Source organism: Paraplanobispora takensis, assembly GCF_016863195.1.
GTDB lineage: Bacteria > Actinomycetota > Actinomycetes > Streptosporangiales > Streptosporangiaceae > Planobispora > Planobispora takensis.
On the sequence record NZ_BOOK01000076.1, the window covers coordinates 1 to 17,681 of the forward strand.

A 17,681-nucleotide genomic window follows, 5' to 3' on the forward strand; every position below is an offset into this window, starting at 1 on the left:
GGGGGGGGGGGAGCCGCTACGTCGGGGTACGGCGCGGCGTCGGCGACGGCAGCTTCCACCCGGCGGTCACCTACTACAACGGGGGCGCGCAGTACCAGCTCCTCACCGCGGCCGACCTCGGCGGCGACGGCGTCACCGACCTGGTCGCGACGTCGAACTACGGTGTGGTGTCGGTGCTGAACGGCGTCGGCGACGGCACCTTCCAGCCCGGCGCCGACCTCGTGCCGGGAGCGATACTCGAAAACGTCCTGGCCGAGGACGTCAACGGCGACGGCGCCGCCGACCTCCTGGCGACGACGCAGCCGCCGGGCATGTTCGACCCGGGTCACCTGCTGGTGATGCAGGGCAACGGCGACGGCACCTTCCAGACCGCCGTCACCTACGAGCCGGGGAACGTCCCCCAGCAGGTCGTGACCGGCGACTTCGACGGCGACGGCCACAAGGACCTGGCCATCGCGAACATCTCCGCCAACGCCGTGTCGGTCCTGATGAACGCCTGCGGCCCCGCTTCCACGCCCACGCCGACGCCGACGCCGACCATCCCCGTGCAGACGCCGCTCCCCCCGGCCAAGCCCAGGCCTCCGGTCAAGCCGGCGCCCAAGCCCGCCCCCAAGCCGGCGCCCACGCCGAAGGCGAACCCGAAGCTGAAGGCCAAGCAGAAGGCCGCGCAGACGAAGGTGAAGAAGGTCATCAAGGCGAATCCGGGACGGGGCTGACGCCCGCGGGGTGATCACCTCACGTGCCGGTACGGCGGAGCGGGCTTCGCCGTACCGGCCGCCCTCGAATGCATCAAAACAGTTTGATGTATTCTCGGGGTATGGCGTCCCCGGCTCACGCCGCTCCGGCCTTCCTGCGCCTGGCCGCCCATCCGCTGCGGTGGCGGCTGATGAGCGAGCTGGCCGCAGGCGACTACCGGGTGCGCGAACTGGTGGAGCTCATCGGCCAGCCGCAGAACCTGCTCTCCTACCACCTGCGGCTGCTGCGCGACGGCGGGCTGGTCACCATGAGGCGCAGCACCTTCGACGCCCGCGACAGCTACTACCGCCTGGACCTGGACCGCTGCGCCCGGGCCCTGGCCGCCACCGGCGCCGCGCTGCACCCCGCGCTGCACTCCATCCTGACGGCTGCCGGTCCGGTCCCGCCGCCGGCGCCCGCATCCGCGCACCGGCCCGCGGTGCTGTTCACCTGCACCGGCAACAGCGCCCGCTCGCCCATCGCCGAGGCCCTGCTGCGCCATCGCGCCGGCGGCCACGTCGAGGTGACCAGCGCGGGCAGCCATCCCCGGCCGCACCTCCACCTCGACGCCGCACGGGCCCTGCGCGAGGGCTACGGCATCGACCTGCGGGACTGGCGCCCACGACACCTGGACAGTACGGCGGGCCGCCGGTTCGACTACGTGATCAGCCTGTGCGACAAGGTCCGGGAAGCCTGTTCCGGCATCGGCGGTCACCCCCGGCGCATCCACTGGAGCGTCCCCGACCCCGCCGCGGAGAAGGCCGGCTACCCCGCCTTCGTCCGCACCGCGGCCGAGATCGACACCCGCATCGGGCACCTGATACCCGTCCTCACCTCACAGGAGGCTTCGTCATGAACGCATCCGATCAGCTGGCGAGTGTCCGCTACCTCGTCGACGATGTGAAGGCGGCCGTCGCCTTCTACACCACCCACCTCGGCTTCACACTGAGCACCGACGCCTCGCCGGCCTTCGCCGACGTGGTCCGCGGGCCGCTGCGACTGCTGCTGTCCGGACCGGCCAGCTCCGGCGCCCGGGCCACTCCTCAGGACACCCCCGCCGGCCGCAACCGCATCCACCTCGTCGTCGACGACCTCGACGGCGAGATCGACCGGCTGCGCGGCGCCGGGCTACCCTTCCGCAGCGATGTGGTCGCCGGCCCCGGCGGACGCCAGATCCTGCTCACCGACCCCGCCGGCAACCTCGTCGAGCTCTTCGAACCCGCCCGCACCCCGGCACGGACCTGAGACCCCGTCGCGTCCTGCCGGTGATCGGCCGGCAGACTCCCCGACCACCCCGGCCTCCTTCCGCCACGAGACCCGATGCGGAACCGACATCACCCTCCGCGCACGCCGCGGGCCGTGATCCACACCGGGCGCCCTAAAGTGATCTCATGCCTGCCACGCTGAGCTCCGCGAAGACCCGATCGGCATTGCGCACTTCGGCCCGCATCTGCCTGGAACTGCTCTCGGTCCTGCTGATGATCGCCGCGGCGCTGTGGGTGCTGGGCCGGATGTGGCCGATCGTGTGGCCGGTGATCGTCGCGCTGCTGCTGACCACCCTGACGTGGCCGCCCACCGGCTTCCTGCGCCGGCGCGGATGGCGCCCGGCCCTGGCCGCGTCGGTGTCGACCATACTGTTCTTCCTGGTGGCGGCGGGCATCGTGGTGCTGATCGCCGTACCGGTCGCCTCCCAGTCCGGAGAACTGGCCAGCGGCGTGGTCGAGGGCATCGAGCAGATGCGGCAGTGGGCCGCCGGCCCGCCGTTGAACATCGGCGACGACGAGATCACCCGGGCGTTCGACACCGCGGTCGCGCGCATCCAGGACAGCGTCGGCAGCATCGTCACCGCCACCTTCACCGGCGTGGGCACGGTGGCCAACGGCATCGTCACCGCGGTGCTGGCCCTGTTCCTGATGTTCTTCTTCCTGAAGGACGGCCCCCGCTTCCTGCCCTGGCTGACCCGCCAGCTGCCCGGCCGGCTCGCCGTCCACATCCCGGTCGTCGCCACGCGCGGCTGGAACACCCTGGAGGCGTTCGTCCGCTCCCAGGCCTTCGTCGGCCTGCTCGACGCGGTCTTCATCGGGCTGGGCCTGTGGATCGTGGGCGTGCCCCTGGTGCTCCCCCTGGCCGTGCTGACGTTCGTGTCGGCGTTCGTGCCGATCATCGGCGCCCTGTTCGCCGGCTTCGTGGCCGTGCTCATCGCCCTGGTGTCCAACGGCCTGACCGACGCCCTCATCGTGCTGGCCATCATCATCGTGGTGCAGCAGCTCGAGGGCAACGTCTTCCAGCCCATGGTGCAGAGCCGCGGCCTGGGCCTGCACGCGGCGGTGGTCCTGCTCGCGGTCGCGCTCGGCGGCAGCCTGGCGGGCATCGTCGGCAGCCTGCTCGCGGTGCCGGCGGCCGCGCTGATGGCGGTGGTGTGGAACTACATGCGCGAGCAGCTCAGCGAAGCGCGGCAGGAACCGGAGCCGCAGGCGGAGGCGGAGGCGGCGCGGCTCGAACCGCACGCGAAGGCGGTGCAACAGGAGCCGCCGCCGGCGCAGCAGACCGCACCACAGGCGACACCGCAGACACCGCAGACACCGCAGACACCGCAGCAGGAGCCGCCGGCGCCTTAGCCCCGGTCGAAGCCCCGGTCGAACGCGCGGGCCATGCCGGCCTGCTCCTCCAGCGCCTCGCCGATGAGCACCTGCACCGCGTCCATCCGGCCGATGATCTCGCTGGTGGTGTGGATGCCCTCCGCCACCGACCGGGCGCTGGACTGGATGCCGGCGATCTGCTCGGCGACCTTGCCGGTCGCCTCGGCCGTCTCCCGGGCCAGCTCCTTGACCTCCGCGGCCACCACCGCGAACCCCTTGCCGCTCTCGCCCGCGCGGGCGGCCTCGATGGTGGCGTTGAGGGCCAGCAGGTTGGTCTGCTCGGCGATCCCTGAGATGATCTTGATGATGTCGCCGATCGCCGCCGACGCCGCACCCAGCGAACCGACCTCCCCCGTCATCGTCTCCGACCGCGCGGCGGCCTCCCGGGCCACGACGGCGGCGTCCTGACTGGCGGCCCGCAGCCGCTCCACGGTGTCCAGCAGCGCCCGCGCCCTGGTCTCGTCCTCGTCGGCACGCCGCAACACCGACAGACGCTGGCTGACCAGCTGCTGCACGTTGCGCAGGGCCGAGGCCCGCGACGGGCTCAGTTCGATCCTCTCGGTGGTGAAGAAGTCCATGGTCCCGACCACCTGATCACCATCCATGATCGGGAAGCACACTCCGGAACGGACCCCGGCGCGCCGGGCGGCCGGAGCGCGCACGCAGTCGGTCACCTCGGCCAGATCGGGCACGAACACCAGGTCACGCGAGCGCCACGCCCGCCCGGACAGGCCCACCCCCTCGGCGAACGTGGCCGCCAGCGTGACCTCCCGGAACTCCTGACCGGCCGAACCGGACTCGACGCCGAACTTCAGCACCCGCGCGGCCGGGTCGATCCGCCAGTACGAGCCGTACTGCCAGCCGAACGCGGTGCGCACCGACTCCAGGGCGGTGCGCAGCGCCGCGTCAGCGGTCAGGGCCTGGCCCACCTTGCTGACCACGGTGGTCACCGCCAGCCGGTCGTCGGCCTCCTGACGCAGCGCCGCGGCGGCGATCGCCCGCTGACGCGCCTGACCGGCGATGCGGCAGATCGCCACCAGCTTGCCCATGCGGCCCTCCTCGACGTGGATGGGCCGCGAATGCAGGTACATCAGCACCGCGACGACCCGCTCGCCCTCGATGACCGGCAGATAGACGGCGGCCTTCATGCCGTGCCGGATCGCGGCCGCGGCGTGCTCGTCACCGCAGGACTCCAGCTCGTTGACCACGAACGGGCGGCGCGAGCGCATCACCTCGGCGACCGGCCCGTTCGTCGTCGTCCGGTGATCGGAGGTGTCCTTCTCCAGCGCCGCGGCCAGCGGCCCGCCGACCAGGCACCGCCGCAGCCCCGCCTGCCCATCGGACACCCAGGCCGCCCCGTAGCCGAATCCGGTCGAGCGCAACAGGCTCTCGACCGCGATGCGCAGCATGCTGTCCTCGTCGGTGACCGCCTCCATGTCCGCCAGCAACTGCTCGAGCGCCTCGACGTCACGGGGCACCGGCGGCAGCGGGTGCGTGGTGGGCCGGCGCGATAGGCCGAACATCGCTCTCCTTCCGGCCGGGCGGTTCGATCCGCCCGACCATGCTCTGTTCGGTCTCCGATGACGGATATGAAGGAAAATCTCCCCTGAGCGATCCCTCGTCCGGACAGGTCGGCGCCCGCGGCCCTCGAACCACCGGCTTCACGAAGAGACATCGATCCGCCTCACGGTCTCGACGACCGGCCGGACCCTTCCGGCCGGGACGGCGGCGTGTCCCCCGCCGCCTCCCGCGCGGGGTGCACCCCGGCGAGTGCGAGACCGAGCAGCCGGTCGGCCCGGGCGGCGCCGTCGGGCTCCCGCTCGACGGCCAGGCAGATGGCGTTGACGAGTGTGAGCAGGTCGGTGATCGAGACGTCGGGCCGTACGGCCTTCGCCCGGCGGGCGCGGACCAGCAGGCCCGTCCCCGCATCGACGATCATCGCGTGGCAGGTGGCGCCCAGAGCGGGATCGCCGTCGCGGACGCCGCGCATCAGCGAGGCGGCCAGGCCGCGGTTGGACACCGCGTGCGCGGCGACGGCGCGCAGCCAGGATGTCAACGCGTGCGCGGGATCGGGGTCGGCGGCCAGGTCACCGGCGGTGGCGCACAGGACCTCGACCTTGTCCCGGAAGACGGCCTCCAGCAGCAGCTGCCTCGAAGGGAAGTGCCGGTGCAGCGTGGCCGAGCCGACGCCCGCGCGCCGGGCGATCTCCTCCAGGGACGCCTCGGCCCCGTACTCGGCGACGGCGTCGGCCGCGGCGGCCAGGATGCGCTCGTAGTTACGGCGCGCGTCCGCGCGCATCGGCCGTGGGGGCGAGGGGGGACGGCTGTCCTTCGGCATGCGTTCTCCGGCGGGCTTGCAAAAACGGGGTGGCCCTCCATATCGTACCCGTCCATAAGCGGAAGGCCACCCCACTTAGGCGGTCGCCCCGCGAACCCACCGGAACGGAGACACACCGTGAAGACCATCGTGGTCATGGGAGCCACCGGCCCGCAGGGCCGCGCCGTGACGGCACACCTGCTCGCCGACGGCTGGAAGGTGCGGGCCGTCACCCGCGACCCGGACGCCGCGCCCGCCCGGGCGCTGGCCCGGGCGGGCGCCGAACTCACCCGAGCCGACATGGACGACACCGCCTCACTCGTCGCCGCGGCCCAGGACGCCTACGGGCTGTTCAGCGTGCACCCCACCGTCGGCTCCCCCGGCACCCCGGCGGGCTTCTCCGCCGAGGACGAGGTCCGCTGGGGCCGCAACATCGCCGACGCGGCACACGCCACCGGGATACGGCACCTGGTCTACGCCTCACTCGCGGGCGCCGGCCGCCACGACACCGAGAAGCTGCCGCAGAACACGATCAGCAAATGGCGCATCGAACGGCACATCACCCGGCTGGGCCTGCCCGCCACCTTCCTGCGCCCGGTCTCCTTCATGGAGAACTACACCGGCGCCTACCACCTGCACGAGGGCACCGTGGCCACCGCGTTCGCCGCCGACGTACCGCAGCAGATCATGGCCGTCGACGACGTCGGCGCCTTCGCCTGCCTGGCCTTCGCCCAGCCGGGCCAGTGGATCGGGCGCGCGGTGGACCTGGCCGGAGACGAACTGACCCCGCTCCAGATCGCCGCGGCCATCTCCGAGGCCGTCGGACGGCCGCTGCCGTACGTCCGGATCCCGATCGAGGTGGTCGCCGCGGCCGGCGAGGAGTTCGCCTACGCCTACACCTGGCTCAACGAACGCGGCTACCGCGCCGACGTCGCCTTCACCCGCGCGCTGCATCCCGGCCTGATGGATCTGCGCACCTGGCTGGAGCGGACCGGAGCCCTCCGCATCGCTGCTTTCCTGGGTCTGCGGGCGGCTGGTGACCGTGGTTGATCTTCAATGAGGAACCGCTTCACGTTGTGGATTAACAACGGCGCGAGCTCAGGAACCGCCCGGGACCACCAGGCCGGACTCGTAGGCGAAGACGACCAGCTGAGCGCGGTCACGGGCCCGGAGCTTGGTCATGGCCCGGTTGACGTGGGTCTTCGCGGTCAGCGGGCTGATCACCATGCGGTCGGCGATCTCGTCGTTGGACAACCCCTGCGCGACCAGGACGACGGCCTCGCGCTCCCGGTTGGTCAACTCCCCCGCTCCCGTGGCGGCTCCGGTCCTCAGCGGCCGGGTGAGGTACCTGCTGATGAGCTTGCGGGTGATCGACGGGGCGAGCAGCGCGTCACCGCGCGCGGCCACGCGTACGGCGTGCAGGAAGTCCTCGGGCACGATGTCCTTGACCAGGAACCCGGCCGCGCCGGCGCGCAGCGCGTCGAAGACGTACTCGTCCAGGCCGTAGTTGGTCAGGATGACGACGTGCACCCCGGCCAGGGCCGGGTCCGCGGCGATGCGCCGGGTCGCCTCGATGCCGTCGACGACCGGCATCTGGATGTCGACGAGCGCGATGTCGGGCAGGTGCTCCCGGGCCAGCTCCAGACCCCGCAGCCCGTCACCGGCCTCGGCCACCACCTCGATGTCGTCTTCGAGGTCGAGGATCGCGCGGAATCCGCTGCGGATGAGCGGCTGGTCGTCGACCAGCAGGACACGGATCACGACGCCCGGTCCACGGGGAGCTCGGCCTGGACGGTGAACCCTCCCCCGCTGCGCGGCTCCGCACGCAGGCGCCCGCCGAGCGCGGTGACGCGCTCGCGCATCCCGAGCAGACCGACGCCGGGCACCGGGGCGGTTTCCGGCGTGGCCCTGCCGTCGTCGTCGATGCGTATCGCCAGGGCGTCGGGACGGTAGTCGATCCGGACCGAGGCGGTGGCGGCGGCGGCGTGCCGGGCGACGTTGGTCAGCGACTCCTGGACGATCCGGTAGACGGTCCGGCTCACCGCGGCCGGCACGTCGTGCCGCTGCCCCTCGATCGTCAGCGTCGTCTCCAGGCCGATGGTGCGGGCCTTCTCCACCAGTTCCCGGACGTGATCGAGGCCGCGCGGCGGGGTCGTGTCGTCGTCGCGCAGCGCCTGCAGGGTCGCGCGCAGTTCCCGCGTCGCCTCACGCCCGGCCTCCTGGATCGCCAGCAGGGCCTCCGGCACCTGTTCACCGCGCCTGCGGGCCAGGTGGACGGCGACCTCACTCTGCACCTTGATGATCGAGATCTGGTGGGTGAGCGAATCGTGCAGCTCCCGCGCGATGTGCAGCCGCTCCTCGTCGGCGCGGCGCCGCGCGGTCTCCTCACGGGTGCGCTCGGCCTCCTCCGCCCGCCGCTCGGCCTGGCGCAGCGCCTCACCCGCGGCACCGGCGGCGATCAGCCAGGCCAGCTCAAGAGCTCCGCGGGCCTGCGCGAACGCCTCGCCCGTATCGTGCAGGCCCGAGGCCAGGGCCGCGACGGGAAGCGCGGCCAGCATGATCACGCTGGTCGCCACCGTGACGGTACGGTGGCCCGCCCGCACGGCGGCGTACACCGCGAACAGGTACGCCACGGCGGGCACGTCGAACCCGGCCGCCTGGTAGCCCACCGCGCACAGCCCGGTGACGGCCAGGACGGGAACCGGAGCCCGGCGGCGCACGGCCAGCGCCAGGCCGCCGGCTGCCAGCAGCGCGTAGCCGAGCAGGTCGAGGCTCGTGCCGGAGTGCCGCCCGGACAGCCCGGTCACCAGCAGCGCCGTCGCCACGCAGGCGGCGATCGCCCAGTCCACGGCACCGTCCCGGAAACCGGACCGTTCTGTACCCATGGGCGCACCCTAGCCGGATGTCCGCGCGGGCGGCTCATGCGTCCGGATGATCGGCCGCCTACCGCGCACGCGGTACCTCTGCGGCCTCCGCGGTGCCCCCGGCGGCCGGCTACGGCATCGGCGGCACCGCGGAATGTCTGCCTCCGCCGGACGACCGGCGGCGGGCCCTGCGGACAGGATCGGGTGACGCCGCTCGCAGGAGTGACGCCATCCGTAGATGGAGTAAGGAGCACCCCATGTCAGTCCATCGCCTGCTCGCCGCCGCCTCGACCGCACCGGCGGCCGTGCACGTCCTGCTCCAGCCCGACCCCGTCGGTTCCTACGTCCTGACCTCCGGGCGGCTGTGGTCCCTGGTGGCCGCGTTGCCGGGGCTGGCCGGTGTGATCGTCGGCGGGCTGGCCCTGGCCCGCTCGGCGGGCCGGATCGGCAACGGCACCGGGAGAAGGGGAGCCGTCGCGGCCCTGACGGCGGGAGTGGTCTGCGCGCTCGTCGGCGCTCTGGTCGTGGCCGCCGCGAAGGGCGGTCCCGGCACCGGCTACGGAATAGTCGGGGGCTATCTGGACCTGCTCCTCGGCCTGGTCGCCGTGACCCTCGGCGGGCTGGCCCTGGCCCGCTCCCGCCGCCGGGTGACCGGCTGACCGGCTCGGCGCGCCCCGGCGGTGCCCCGTACCCCGCCGACCGGGGCCGCGGGGTACGGGGCACCGTACGGCTATCCCCGCCCGGTCACCTCGATGGCGGCGGTGGGACACACGGCGGCGGCCTCGCGGACGGCGGCGTACTGGTCCGCGCCGGGCTCCGGCTCCAGCAGGACGACGACGCCGTCCTCGTCACGCTGGTCGAACACCTCCGGCGCGGTCAGCACGCACTGACCGGCGCCACAGCACTTGGTCTCATCGACAGTGATCTTCATGCGGGATCCTCTCCGGTCCGGTGGGCGGCTGCCGGTCCCCGGGGCGATGTCTCCTCACCAGCGCACCGGGACGGTGCGCAGACCGCCGACGGCCAGTCCCTCCACCCGTTCCAGCCCGCCCGCGGGTACGGCCAGCTCCAGGCTCGGGAGCCTGCGCAGCAGTACCTCCAGCACGACCTGCAGCTCGGTGCGGGCCAGCGCCTGGCCCAGGCAGGAGTGGGCGCCGACGCCGAAGGCCAGGTGCGGGTTGGGGCTGCGGCCCAGGTCCATCTCGGCGGCGGAGCCGAAGGCGCTCTCGTCGCGGTTGGCCGCGGCCATGCTGCAGATCACGGTGGTGCCGCGGGGCAGCACCGTGCCGCCGACCTCGATCTCCTCGCTCAGATAGCGCGGCAGGCCGAAGCCGGAGTTGGCGTCGAAGCGCAACACCTCCTCCACCGTCGTGCGGACCAGCGACGGATCGGCCAGCAGCCGCTCCCAGCGGGCGCGCTCGGCCAGCAGCATGGAGACCATCCCGTCCCCGCCTCCGGCGCGGCGGACCCGGCGCGCGAGTCGATCCGGTCGCTGACGGCGTTCTTCGCCAGCCTCGCCGAGCACGCCGGGCTGTACCGCGCCCTGATGGGCCCGCAGGGCAGCGCGCGCGTCGTCGCCCACATCCGCCGCCGCATCGCCGAGGTCATCCACGACCACATGGCCCGCGCCGACGCCGGGGACCTGCCGCAGGGCGTCCCGCACGACGTCCCCCACGATGTCACGGCCGCGTTCATCGCCGGCGCCCTCGTCGGCGTGGCCGTCGACTGGCTCCAGGACCGATGCCCGCGGAGCCCCGCCCAGATGGCCGCGGTCACCTGGCCGCTGCTGAACGCGCACTACCGCCTCGGCGCGCGCGACTAGGATCCGCGATCGCGGAACGCCGGACGGGCGCTCCCGGCACCCCGCCCGTTTCGCTCTTTTCCCGTTGTTGTGGTTGTCTTGTTTTTATCCCTTGGATTTTCAGATACAGCCTCCTTTACGCTGTAGATTCATAAAGTCCTCGAAAGACACGCTCCTGCCGGCCGGTCGGCTTGGGGACCTTCGGCCCTACAGTTGCGTGTCCCGTGGGAGTCACCATCGGAGGACACCCGCCGTGAGCAGGCCCGGCCCGCCCACGGCGCCACCCACCACCGGCCGCACCGGCCGATCTCCCGCCGCGGAGAAGGAAATGAAACTCAGACATAGACGATCGATCCCGCAACACGTTCCCCTGATGATGTCCGACCACACCGACGGCGCCGGCGACGCCCTCGTCACGGTCCGGGGTGAGATCGACATCACCACCGCTCCCCTGCTCGAAGCCCACATCCGCAGAACGCTGCTCGCACGGCGGCGCCCGGCGGACATCGTGCTGGACCTGCGCGGCGTCACCTTCATGGACGCCTCCGGCCTGACCGCCCTGGTCCACATCGACGACCACGCCCGCCGCAACGGTCACGGGATCCGGCTGGCCGGGGTCTCCGGCGCCGTCGCCCGGCTGCTGCGCATCACCCGGCTGGACCGGCGCTTCAGCGCCCCCTGCCGCCCGTAGGGCGCCCGGTCCTTGCGGTTGATCGTGATGTGATGTGAGGTGACCTCCCCGGCCTGCCGGCCGTACCAGGTCGTCCCCGTGGCGATTTCCACTCCCGAAAAACCCTCAGGACCGCCCCGGTCCCGCCGATGGAGCCGATCGAGGTAGGGAGCGTCATATGTACCGCTTGGTAGAACGGATTCCGGCCAAGGCCCGCAACGCCATGGCACTGCTCGGCTATATCGGCGGCATCGTCACGCTGAGCGTGATGGGCAGCGGTGCGGCCGATGAGGCGGCGGCCCTGTTGCCGGCCGGCGCACCGGCCCGGGACAGGCTGGAGACCTTCTCCGCGGTGGCGCTCTGGCTGCCGATCGTGCTGATCCCCCTGGCCGTCTGCATTCAGCTGTCGGTACAGCTCACCGTCGTCAGGGGCCTCAAGCACGCCGCGAAGGTGGCCATGGCGGCCGCCGAGGGCGACATGACGCAGCGCATGGAGATCATGGGCAAGGACGAGCTCGCGCTGCTGGCCGGCTCGTTCAACACGATGACCTCCCAGGTCGGCGGGACCGTCCGGGGCATCAGGGAGGCCGCCGGCCGGCTCGCGCACGCCGCCGCCGAACTGGACGGCGCCAGCGCCGCGATGGCGGACTCGGTCGGGCAGACGGCGACGGGGCTGGAGACGGTCCACCACGCGGTCCGCTCCTCGGCCCACGACCTCGCGGGCATCGCCACCGCCACCGAGGAGATGCAGGGCGCGATCAGGGAGATCAGCACGAACACCACGGCGGTCTCCACGGTGACCGCCGAGGCCATCGTCAACACCGACCGGGCCACCGCCGACGTCGACCTGCTCCGGGAGGCCGGGCAGCGCATCGGCGAGGTGGTGCGCTCCATCACCGCCATCGCCTCGCAGACCAACCTGCTCGCCCTCAACGCCACCATCGAGGCGGCCCGCGCCGGAGAGGCCGGTCGCGGCTTCGCCATCGTCGCGGGCGAGGTCAAGGAGCTGGCGCAGGCCACCGCCGCGGCGACCGAGGAGATCACCCAGCGGATCGGCGACATCCAGGCCGGCACCGAACGCGTCGTGGAGACGGTCTCCGGCATCGGCTCGGTCATCCAGTCGGTCGCCTCCCACCAGGGCATGATCGCCGCGGCCGTGGAGGAGCAGACCGCCGTCACCGGTGCGATGGCCGGCGGCGCCGACGAGGTGTCGCGGAGCTCCGCGGCGATCACCGAGGCGATCACCGACGTCCGCGACGCCGCCTCCCACGCCGGCGAGGCCACCCGGCAGACCCGCGAGGCCGCCGCCGAGCTCGCCTCGATGTCCGCCGAGCTGACCCGGCTGACCTCCTCGTTCCGCTGCTGAGGGGGAGCCCGCTCCCGCCGGCCGCGTCGACGCGACGGCTCCCCGCGCGGGCCGTACGGCCTGCGCCTGCACGGCGATCCGGCCCACCTCGACCGGTTCGCCGAGATGTTCCGCTTCTGACCACCCGGCCGCGGTGAGAGGATCGAGGCACTCCCCTCACGAGGAGGCGCCATGCTGCGCGGTCTCATACGGCGCAGGAAGGTCCTGCACCGCCCGCTGGAGCGGCTGCTGACCGATCGCGCCCGGAAGGCGCTGGAGGCGGCCGGGCGCGAGGCCCGCATCCTGGGCGACGATCACCCCACCTCCAGGCACCTCCTGGCGGGGCTGGCCCGCCGAGACGACAGCGTCGCCGTCATGGTGCTCACCCGCCTCGGCGTCGACGCCGGCCGCACGCGCATCCGGGCGCCGGAGGCGGATCTGCGCAGCATCGTCGGGCAGGCCCGCCTCCAGGCCGCCGGGCTCGGGCACGCCTACATCGGGACCGAGCACCTCCTGCTCGGCCTCATCCGCCAAGAGGGCCCCCAGGCCTTGGGCGTCGGCCTGGAGGAGACCCGCACCCAGGTCGTCGCGGTGCTGCACGGCCGCTGAACCGGGGACGCGCTACGCGGGACCCGGCAGCGGGCCGTACGGCGGAGCCCGGTGACGGGTCAGCCGGCTGATACGGCACCCGGGCCGGCCGTACGGCGGAGCCCGGTGACGGGTCAGCCGGCCGGCGTGGAATCCGGGCCGGCCAGGCCGTGCAGCAGGAGCCGGGCGAGGATGCCGACCACCTCGTCGTCGGAGCGGCCGGGGTCCTCGCCGGGCAGCGCGTAGGCGAGCATCGACAACATCGCCCCCATCGCCGCCGCGACCAGTTCCGGATCGCCCGGCAGCGGGCGCCCGCTCTCCCGTAGGTGCTCCAGATGCTCGCGCAGCACCTGGGTGTCCTCGGTCAGGCGCTGCCACAGCCGCCCGGCGCCCGGGCCGGCGGCCATCGCCTGTTCGAACAGGGCGATCATGACGGGCCGGTTGCCGCGCATCAGGTGCCAGGCCACCGCCAGGTGCTCGTGGAGCTGGTCGGGGTCCGTCAGGTCGTGCGGCGGGTGCTCCTGTCCGGCGAGCCGGTCGTGCGCCTTGCCGTGCAGGTCGGCGAGCAGGGCCTGGAGCAGGGCGTCCTTGCTCGCGAAGTGGTCGTAGAAGGAGCCCGTGGCCCGGCCGGCCGCTGCCGTGATGTCGGTGATCTTCGTGTTCAGGTAGCCGCGTTCGGCGAACTGCCGCAGCGCGGCCTCCTTCAACGCCGCCTCGGTCTCCGCCGCCCTCGCCTTGCGCACTCCCACCGGACCTCCTCTTGACCTCGTGTTCGCCGCACAAGCATACTGAACCCGATTTCACCGAATATGAATTCGGTGAATTTATATTCAGGAGGTACGGCATGCACGTGGCAGTGGTGGGCGGCGGAGTCGCCGGCGCGGCGAGCGCGATCGCCCTGAGCCGGATCGGGGCACAGGTCACGCTCTACGAGGCGCACGAGGACCCCGCCGGGCCGGTCGGGTCGTTCGTCAGCCTGTCCGTCAACGGGTTGCGCGCCCTGGAAGCCCTGGGCTGCCTGGAGGAGGTCCAGCGGGCGGGCTTCCCGGTGGACCGCCAGCGCATGTGGTCCGGCAGGGACCGGCCGCTCGGCGACGTGCCCAGGGGCCGGCGCCCGGGTGACCCGCTCCGCAGCGTGACGCTGATGCGCGCCGACCTGGTGGGCGCGCTCCGGCGGGAGGCCGAGCGCGCCGGGGCCCGGATCGTCGTGGGCAGGCGGCTCTCCGGCGACCCGCGCGATCCGCTGACCGGTGACGCCGACCTCGTCGTCGGAGCGGACGGCATCTGGTCGGCCACCCGCCGGGCGCTGGACCCCGCCTGCCCCGAACCCCGCTACGCGGGCCTGTACTCCGTCTCCGGCGTCACCGACCGGCCCGTCCGCCCGCCCGGCGACCGGCCGCAGGGTTTCAACATGGTCTTCGCGCGACGCGGGGCCTTCATCTATCTGCCCGCCCCCGGCGGCAGCCTCTGGTGGTCGGCCCAGGTCGCCGCGCCCGTCCCCCCGCCGGACCTGAGCGCCGTCGGACCGGCGGAGCTGGCCGAGCTGTTCCGGACCGAGAAGACCCCGCTCGCCGTACTGCGCGCCTCCTCGGCGGTGACCGCCGCCACGCTGCTGCACGTGCTGCCCCCGGTGACCCGCCGCCATGACGGGCGCACCGTCCTGGTCGGCGACGCGGCCCATCCGGTCGGCGCCGGACAGGGCGCCTCGATGGCGATCGAGGACGCCGTCGCGCTCGCCCGCGAACTCGCCTCGGCGCGGACCGTCCCCGCGGCCCTGGCCGGCTTCGACCGGCTGCGCCACGACCGCGCGGGCAAGCTGGCCAAGAGCGCGGCCGCCAACCGGGACGCCAAGACGGCCGGTCCGATGGCGGCCCGGCTCAGAGAGATCATGATGCCGTTCTTCTTCAACCGCTTCCATCCCAAGGCCACCGGCTGGCTGTACGACCACGACCCCGGACGCCTGCCCGAGGTCCGGTCGTCCTGAGCTCTTTCGGAAGGTTCTCCGGGGTACGATTCGACCCGTCGTCTTTACAATGTAGATTAACTAGGTTCTCCCTGATGAGGGCCGCGCTCGAACTCCCGGATCCACGACGCCTCCCACTCGGCATAGCGCCCGCGGTCCAGCAGCCCCCGAAGGCCCAGCAGGCACGATGTCATCACCCCCACCACCCCGGCCATCACGGCGGCGCCCACGGCGACGGCGCGGATCACACTCGCCGACCGGCGCTCGGGCGGCGCGGTGACACGCCCCTGCCCGTCCACCCATATCCGTGTCACGGTGCCCGCCCGGGCCCCCGGCCGGACCTTCGCCTCAGCGGTCATCTGCGCGCCGGAGGCCGTCCTCCAGCGGACCGTCACCGTCGGCTTCGACGCCTTCTGCCCCGCCGCCATGATCCCCGGAGCGGGCGCGTCCTGCAGCAGCGTCGCCGCCACCGGCTCCCGCACTCCGGGACCGGTGCGCTCGCCGGCCAGCCCGTCGGCGTAGGCCAGCCGGCCCAGAATGAGCGCGGGCCACACGCTGAGCACGATCACGCCCAAGGCCACGAGCAGCGCCGCCGTCTCCAGACGATCGGAGCGGCGGCGCAGTTCGTTGCCGTCCAGCCGGTACCGGCGCACGCATCGGATCATCGCCTCGGTCACGGCCCGCATCTCACACCCCGCCCCGTCTCGCCGCCGGTCGTCCGGTCATCCCGCGCTCCTCCTCGTACGACGGGCGCTAGCCGCTCAACCGCCGGCGCAGCAGACAGAACTCGTTGCCCTCCGGGTCGGCCAGGACGTGCCAGGACTCCTCCCCCGTCTGACCGACGTCGACGGGCTTGGCGCCGACGGCCAGCAGGCGCTCCAGCTCGGCGTCCTGGTCGCGGTCGGTGGGGTTCACGTCGATGTGCAGCCGCAGCTTGCCGGTCTTCGGCCCTCCGCCGGGGCTGAAGACGATCGTCGGCTGCAGGCCGCCGAAGCCCTCGGCCTCCGGACCGATCTCGACGCCGCCCTCGTCCCGGCCCAGGACGACGTAGCCCAGCACGTCGCACCAGAAAGCGGCGAGGTGTCCGGGATCCCGACAGTCGATCACCAGTTCACTGATGCGGCATGCCATGGGCCGTCGCTACCCCGCTCCGCCTCCGTCATGCGCGATGCGGGGACTATCGGGGAACTATCGGGTGGGGCGGACGGCGTAGCCGGCCAGTGAGGGCTCCAGGGCGCCGAAGGCGGTGCGGGCGTAGCCGGCGACGACCTGCGCGATCTCCTCGTCGCCGTGCCCGTCGAGAGTGCGGCGCAGCGTCTCCTCGAACAGCAGCCGCAGGACCCCGCCCAGCTGGACCGCCGCCACACGGGGGGTGATGTCCTCCGGCCCGGCGCCGGTCTCCTCGGCCAGCACGGCGGCCAGCGTCTTCTCGCGGTCGTCGTGGAACTCCCGCAACCGGGCCACCAGGGCGGGACTGTCCACGATCATGCGGGCGAACCGCGGGCCGGAGAAGCCGATGATCGGGTCGTGCCCGGCCACCGCGGCCAGGTAGGCCTCCCGGAGTGCGGCGAGCGCGGACTCGCCGGGCCGGCGCTCCCGGACGGTCCTGGCGGGCGACTGCACGAAGACCTCGTGCGTGTCGAGGGCGAGGTCCTCCTTGCGGGGGAAGTAGTTGGTGACGGTCATCTTGGCGACCTGCGCGGCGGCGGCCACCTCGGCGATCGTGACGTTGTCGAAGCCCCGCTCCAGGAACAGCCTGGTGGCCTGGTTCGAGATGTTCTCCCTGGTCTGACGCTTCTTCAGCTCTCTCAGGCCGACGGTCTGCGCGCTCATGCCGTCACCATACATGTACCCGGCCGAAATTTCTTCTTGACATATATATATGTCAAACACAACTTTACACCGGGTGGCTCGACCGGATCACGCGGCGTGATCGTAGGTGACGGGGACGGGAGCACGGTCACCGGGGTTGAGCGCCAGGAACAAGCCCGCGGCCAGCGCGCCGCCCAGCAGTTCGGCGGCCGGCCAGATCCACATCATCGGCCAGGCCAGCAGCCCCATGGTCGCGGCGCCGAGGGCGACGGCCGGGTTGAAGACGCCGCCGGAGACGCCGCCCACCGCGAAGGCGCCCGCCGCCACGGTGAACCCGATGGCCAGGCCGTAGAAGCCGTTGCCCGGGTGGTCCCTGCTGGTGGCGACGTTGAGCACCACGTAGGCCAGCGCGAACGTGAACAGCGCCTCGGCCACGATCGCGGCCGCCAGATCCCGGCCCGACGGCGAGAGCGCCTCGGCCCGCGTCGGGCCGGCCACGAACGCCGCGAGGACCGCGGCGACGAACCCCGCGGTGAGCTGGACGATCCAGTAGGGGACGGCGTCGGCGAGGGTGATCCGGCCGCGCAGCAGCACGGCCAGCGTCACGGCCGGGTTGTAGTGGCCGCCGGAGATATGGCCGCCGGCGTACACCATCACCATCAGGACGGCGCCGATGGCCAGCGGAGCCAGGGCGACCCCGGCCAGGACCGTGGTCCCGACGGTGAAGACGAGGAAGAAGGTTCCGATGAACTCCGTGATGTAGCCGCGCATGGCGGTCCTCCCGGTCGGGAAACGGGGCTGATCACGCACCGTGAAGCATCCAATCCTGACACCGGCCACGGCAGACAGGGAGATATGTGGTTATTACGGGCACCCACCGCGCGCGGGTGCGGCCCTCCGGTTCGGTGGTCGACGGGATGGCGGTGACACCCGTGGGGCACCCATGG

The 17,681-nt window shown here is 72.6% G+C and carries 21 protein-coding genes and 1 pseudogene; 11 read left to right on the forward strand and 11 right to left on the reverse strand.

The features are described from left to right. The 4 genes from Pta02_RS42130 to Pta02_RS38095 form a co-directional block, all read left to right on the forward strand. Window positions 1-716 (forward strand): FG-GAP repeat domain-containing protein (locus Pta02_RS42130; protein ID WP_203879895.1); only part of this gene is annotated, 716 nt, incomplete at its 5' end. A 101-nt stretch (window positions 717-817) separates the two neighbouring features. After that, window positions 818-1,591 carry an arsenate reductase/protein-tyrosine-phosphatase family protein gene (locus Pta02_RS38085; RefSeq protein ID WP_203879896.1) on the forward strand — a complete coding sequence of 258 codons (774 nt, stop codon included), beginning with the start codon at window positions 818-820 and terminating at the stop codon, window positions 1,589-1,591. Beyond that, window positions 1,588-1,980, forward strand: a complete 393-nt coding sequence (locus Pta02_RS38090) for a VOC family protein (RefSeq protein WP_203879897.1) — start codon at window positions 1,588-1,590, stop codon at window positions 1,978-1,980. The genes Pta02_RS38085 and Pta02_RS38090 overlap by 4 nt, the downstream gene beginning before the upstream one ends. A 146-nt stretch (window positions 1,981-2,126) precedes the next feature. Then, the gene (locus tag Pta02_RS38095) at window positions 2,127-3,353 is read left to right on the forward strand and encodes an AI-2E family transporter (RefSeq protein WP_203879898.1); all 1,227 of its coding nucleotides are present in this window, start codon (window positions 2,127-2,129) and stop codon (window positions 3,351-3,353) included. On the opposite strand, the gene Pta02_RS42230 is transcribed toward Pta02_RS38095, so the two are convergent. Both Pta02_RS42230 and Pta02_RS38105 read right to left on the reverse strand, forming a co-directional pair. Further along, the gene (locus tag Pta02_RS42230; RefSeq protein ID WP_203879899.1) at window positions 3,350-4,897 is read right to left on the reverse strand and encodes a GAF domain-containing protein; all 1,548 of its coding nucleotides are present in this window, start codon (window positions 4,895-4,897) and stop codon (window positions 3,350-3,352) included. The two genes, Pta02_RS38095 and Pta02_RS42230, sit on opposite strands and share 4 nt — an antisense overlap. 161 nt (window positions 4,898-5,058) lie before the next feature. Beyond that, window positions 5,059-5,712 carry a TetR/AcrR family transcriptional regulator gene (locus Pta02_RS38105; protein ID WP_239131547.1) on the reverse strand — a complete coding sequence of 218 codons (654 nt, stop codon included), beginning with the start codon at window positions 5,710-5,712 and terminating at the stop codon, window positions 5,059-5,061. A gap of 117 nt (window positions 5,713-5,829) precedes the next feature. Here Pta02_RS38105 and Pta02_RS38110 point away from each other — a divergent pair, with 117 nt between their 5' ends. Further along, window positions 5,830-6,741 (forward strand): NmrA/HSCARG family protein, encoded by a 912-nt coding sequence (locus tag Pta02_RS38110; RefSeq protein WP_203879900.1) that lies wholly within the window; start codon window positions 5,830-5,832, stop codon window positions 6,739-6,741. 48 nt (window positions 6,742-6,789) lie between these two features. Here the strand turns inward: Pta02_RS38110 and Pta02_RS38115 are convergent, their stop codons facing one another. Together Pta02_RS38115 and Pta02_RS38120 are read right to left on the reverse strand one after the other, a co-directional pair. Further along, window positions 6,790-7,452, reverse strand: a complete 663-nt coding sequence (locus tag Pta02_RS38115) for a response regulator (protein ID WP_203879901.1) — start codon at window positions 7,450-7,452, stop codon at window positions 6,790-6,792. Further along, window positions 7,449-8,576: a sensor histidine kinase gene (locus Pta02_RS38120; RefSeq protein WP_203879902.1), complete on the reverse strand. Its 1,128-nt coding sequence runs from the start codon at window positions 8,574-8,576 to the stop codon at window positions 7,449-7,451. Before Pta02_RS38120 ends, Pta02_RS38115 begins: the two co-directional genes overlap by 4 nt. 236 nt (window positions 8,577-8,812) lie before the next feature. Here Pta02_RS38120 and Pta02_RS38125 point away from each other — a divergent pair, with 236 nt between their 5' ends. Continuing rightward, entirely contained in the window at window positions 8,813-9,214 is a 402-nt protein-coding gene (locus Pta02_RS38125) for a DUF6223 family protein (protein ID WP_203879903.1), read from the forward strand. Window positions 9,215-9,285: 71 nt separating this feature from the next. Here Pta02_RS38125 and Pta02_RS38130 read toward each other — a convergent pair whose 3' ends face one another. Both Pta02_RS38130 and Pta02_RS38135 read right to left on the reverse strand, forming a co-directional pair. Next, window positions 9,286-9,486: a ferredoxin gene (locus tag Pta02_RS38130; RefSeq protein ID WP_203879904.1), complete on the reverse strand. Its 201-nt coding sequence runs from the start codon at window positions 9,484-9,486 to the stop codon at window positions 9,286-9,288. Window positions 9,487-9,540: 54 nt separating this feature from the next. Continuing rightward, a pseudogene (locus Pta02_RS38135) lies at window positions 9,541-9,996 on the reverse strand (cytochrome P450); the annotation flags it as partial. Window positions 9,997-10,101: 105 nt separating this feature from the next. Here Pta02_RS38135 and Pta02_RS41715 point away from each other — a divergent pair. The 4 genes from Pta02_RS41715 to Pta02_RS38155 all read left to right on the forward strand — a co-directional run bounded on the left by Pta02_RS41715 (window position 10,102) and on the right by Pta02_RS38155 (window position 12,980). Beyond that, on the forward strand, window positions 10,102-10,377 hold the full coding sequence (locus tag Pta02_RS41715; protein WP_239131548.1) for a TetR-like C-terminal domain-containing protein: 276 nt from the start codon (window positions 10,102-10,104) through the stop codon (window positions 10,375-10,377). A gap of 352 nt (window positions 10,378-10,729) precedes the next feature. After that, window positions 10,730-11,047: an STAS domain-containing protein gene (locus Pta02_RS38145; RefSeq protein WP_203879905.1), complete on the forward strand. Its 318-nt coding sequence runs from the start codon at window positions 10,730-10,732 to the stop codon at window positions 11,045-11,047. Window positions 11,048-11,204: 157 nt separating this feature from the next. After that, on the forward strand, window positions 11,205-12,392 hold the full coding sequence (locus tag Pta02_RS38150; protein ID WP_203879906.1) for a methyl-accepting chemotaxis protein: 1,188 nt from the start codon (window positions 11,205-11,207) through the stop codon (window positions 12,390-12,392). Between the two features lie 171 nt (window positions 12,393-12,563). After that, complete coding sequence (locus Pta02_RS38155) at window positions 12,564-12,980, forward strand: Clp protease N-terminal domain-containing protein (RefSeq protein WP_203879907.1); 417 nt, start codon at window positions 12,564-12,566, stop codon at window positions 12,978-12,980. 113 nt (window positions 12,981-13,093) lie between these two features. Here the strand turns inward: Pta02_RS38155 and Pta02_RS38160 are convergent, their stop codons facing one another. Further along, on the reverse strand, window positions 13,094-13,708 hold the full coding sequence (locus Pta02_RS38160) for a TetR/AcrR family transcriptional regulator (protein ID WP_203879908.1): 615 nt from the start codon (window positions 13,706-13,708) through the stop codon (window positions 13,094-13,096). Window positions 13,709-13,803: 95 nt separating this feature from the next. On the opposite strand from Pta02_RS38160, the gene Pta02_RS38165 reads away from it, so the two are divergent. Next, the gene (locus Pta02_RS38165; RefSeq protein WP_203879909.1) at window positions 13,804-14,943 is read left to right on the forward strand and encodes an FAD-dependent oxidoreductase; all 1,140 of its coding nucleotides are present in this window, start codon (window positions 13,804-13,806) and stop codon (window positions 14,941-14,943) included. 56 nt (window positions 14,944-14,999) lie between these two features. On the opposite strand, the gene Pta02_RS38170 is transcribed toward Pta02_RS38165, so the two are convergent. The 4 genes from Pta02_RS38170 to Pta02_RS38185 form a co-directional block, all read right to left on the reverse strand. Beyond that, complete coding sequence (locus Pta02_RS38170) at window positions 15,000-15,599, reverse strand: Rv1733c family protein (protein ID WP_203879910.1); 600 nt, start codon at window positions 15,597-15,599, stop codon at window positions 15,000-15,002. Window positions 15,600-15,675: 76 nt separating this feature from the next. Further along, complete coding sequence (locus Pta02_RS38175) at window positions 15,676-16,053, reverse strand: VOC family protein (protein WP_203879911.1); 378 nt, start codon at window positions 16,051-16,053, stop codon at window positions 15,676-15,678. A gap of 57 nt (window positions 16,054-16,110) precedes the next feature. Continuing rightward, window positions 16,111-16,755 carry a TetR/AcrR family transcriptional regulator gene (locus Pta02_RS38180; RefSeq protein WP_203879912.1) on the reverse strand — a complete coding sequence of 215 codons (645 nt, stop codon included), beginning with the start codon at window positions 16,753-16,755 and terminating at the stop codon, window positions 16,111-16,113. Between the two features lie 87 nt (window positions 16,756-16,842). After that, window positions 16,843-17,505, reverse strand: a complete 663-nt coding sequence (locus Pta02_RS38185; RefSeq protein ID WP_203879913.1) for an MIP/aquaporin family protein — start codon at window positions 17,503-17,505, stop codon at window positions 16,843-16,845. Window positions 17,506-17,681 lie beyond the last annotated feature (176 nt).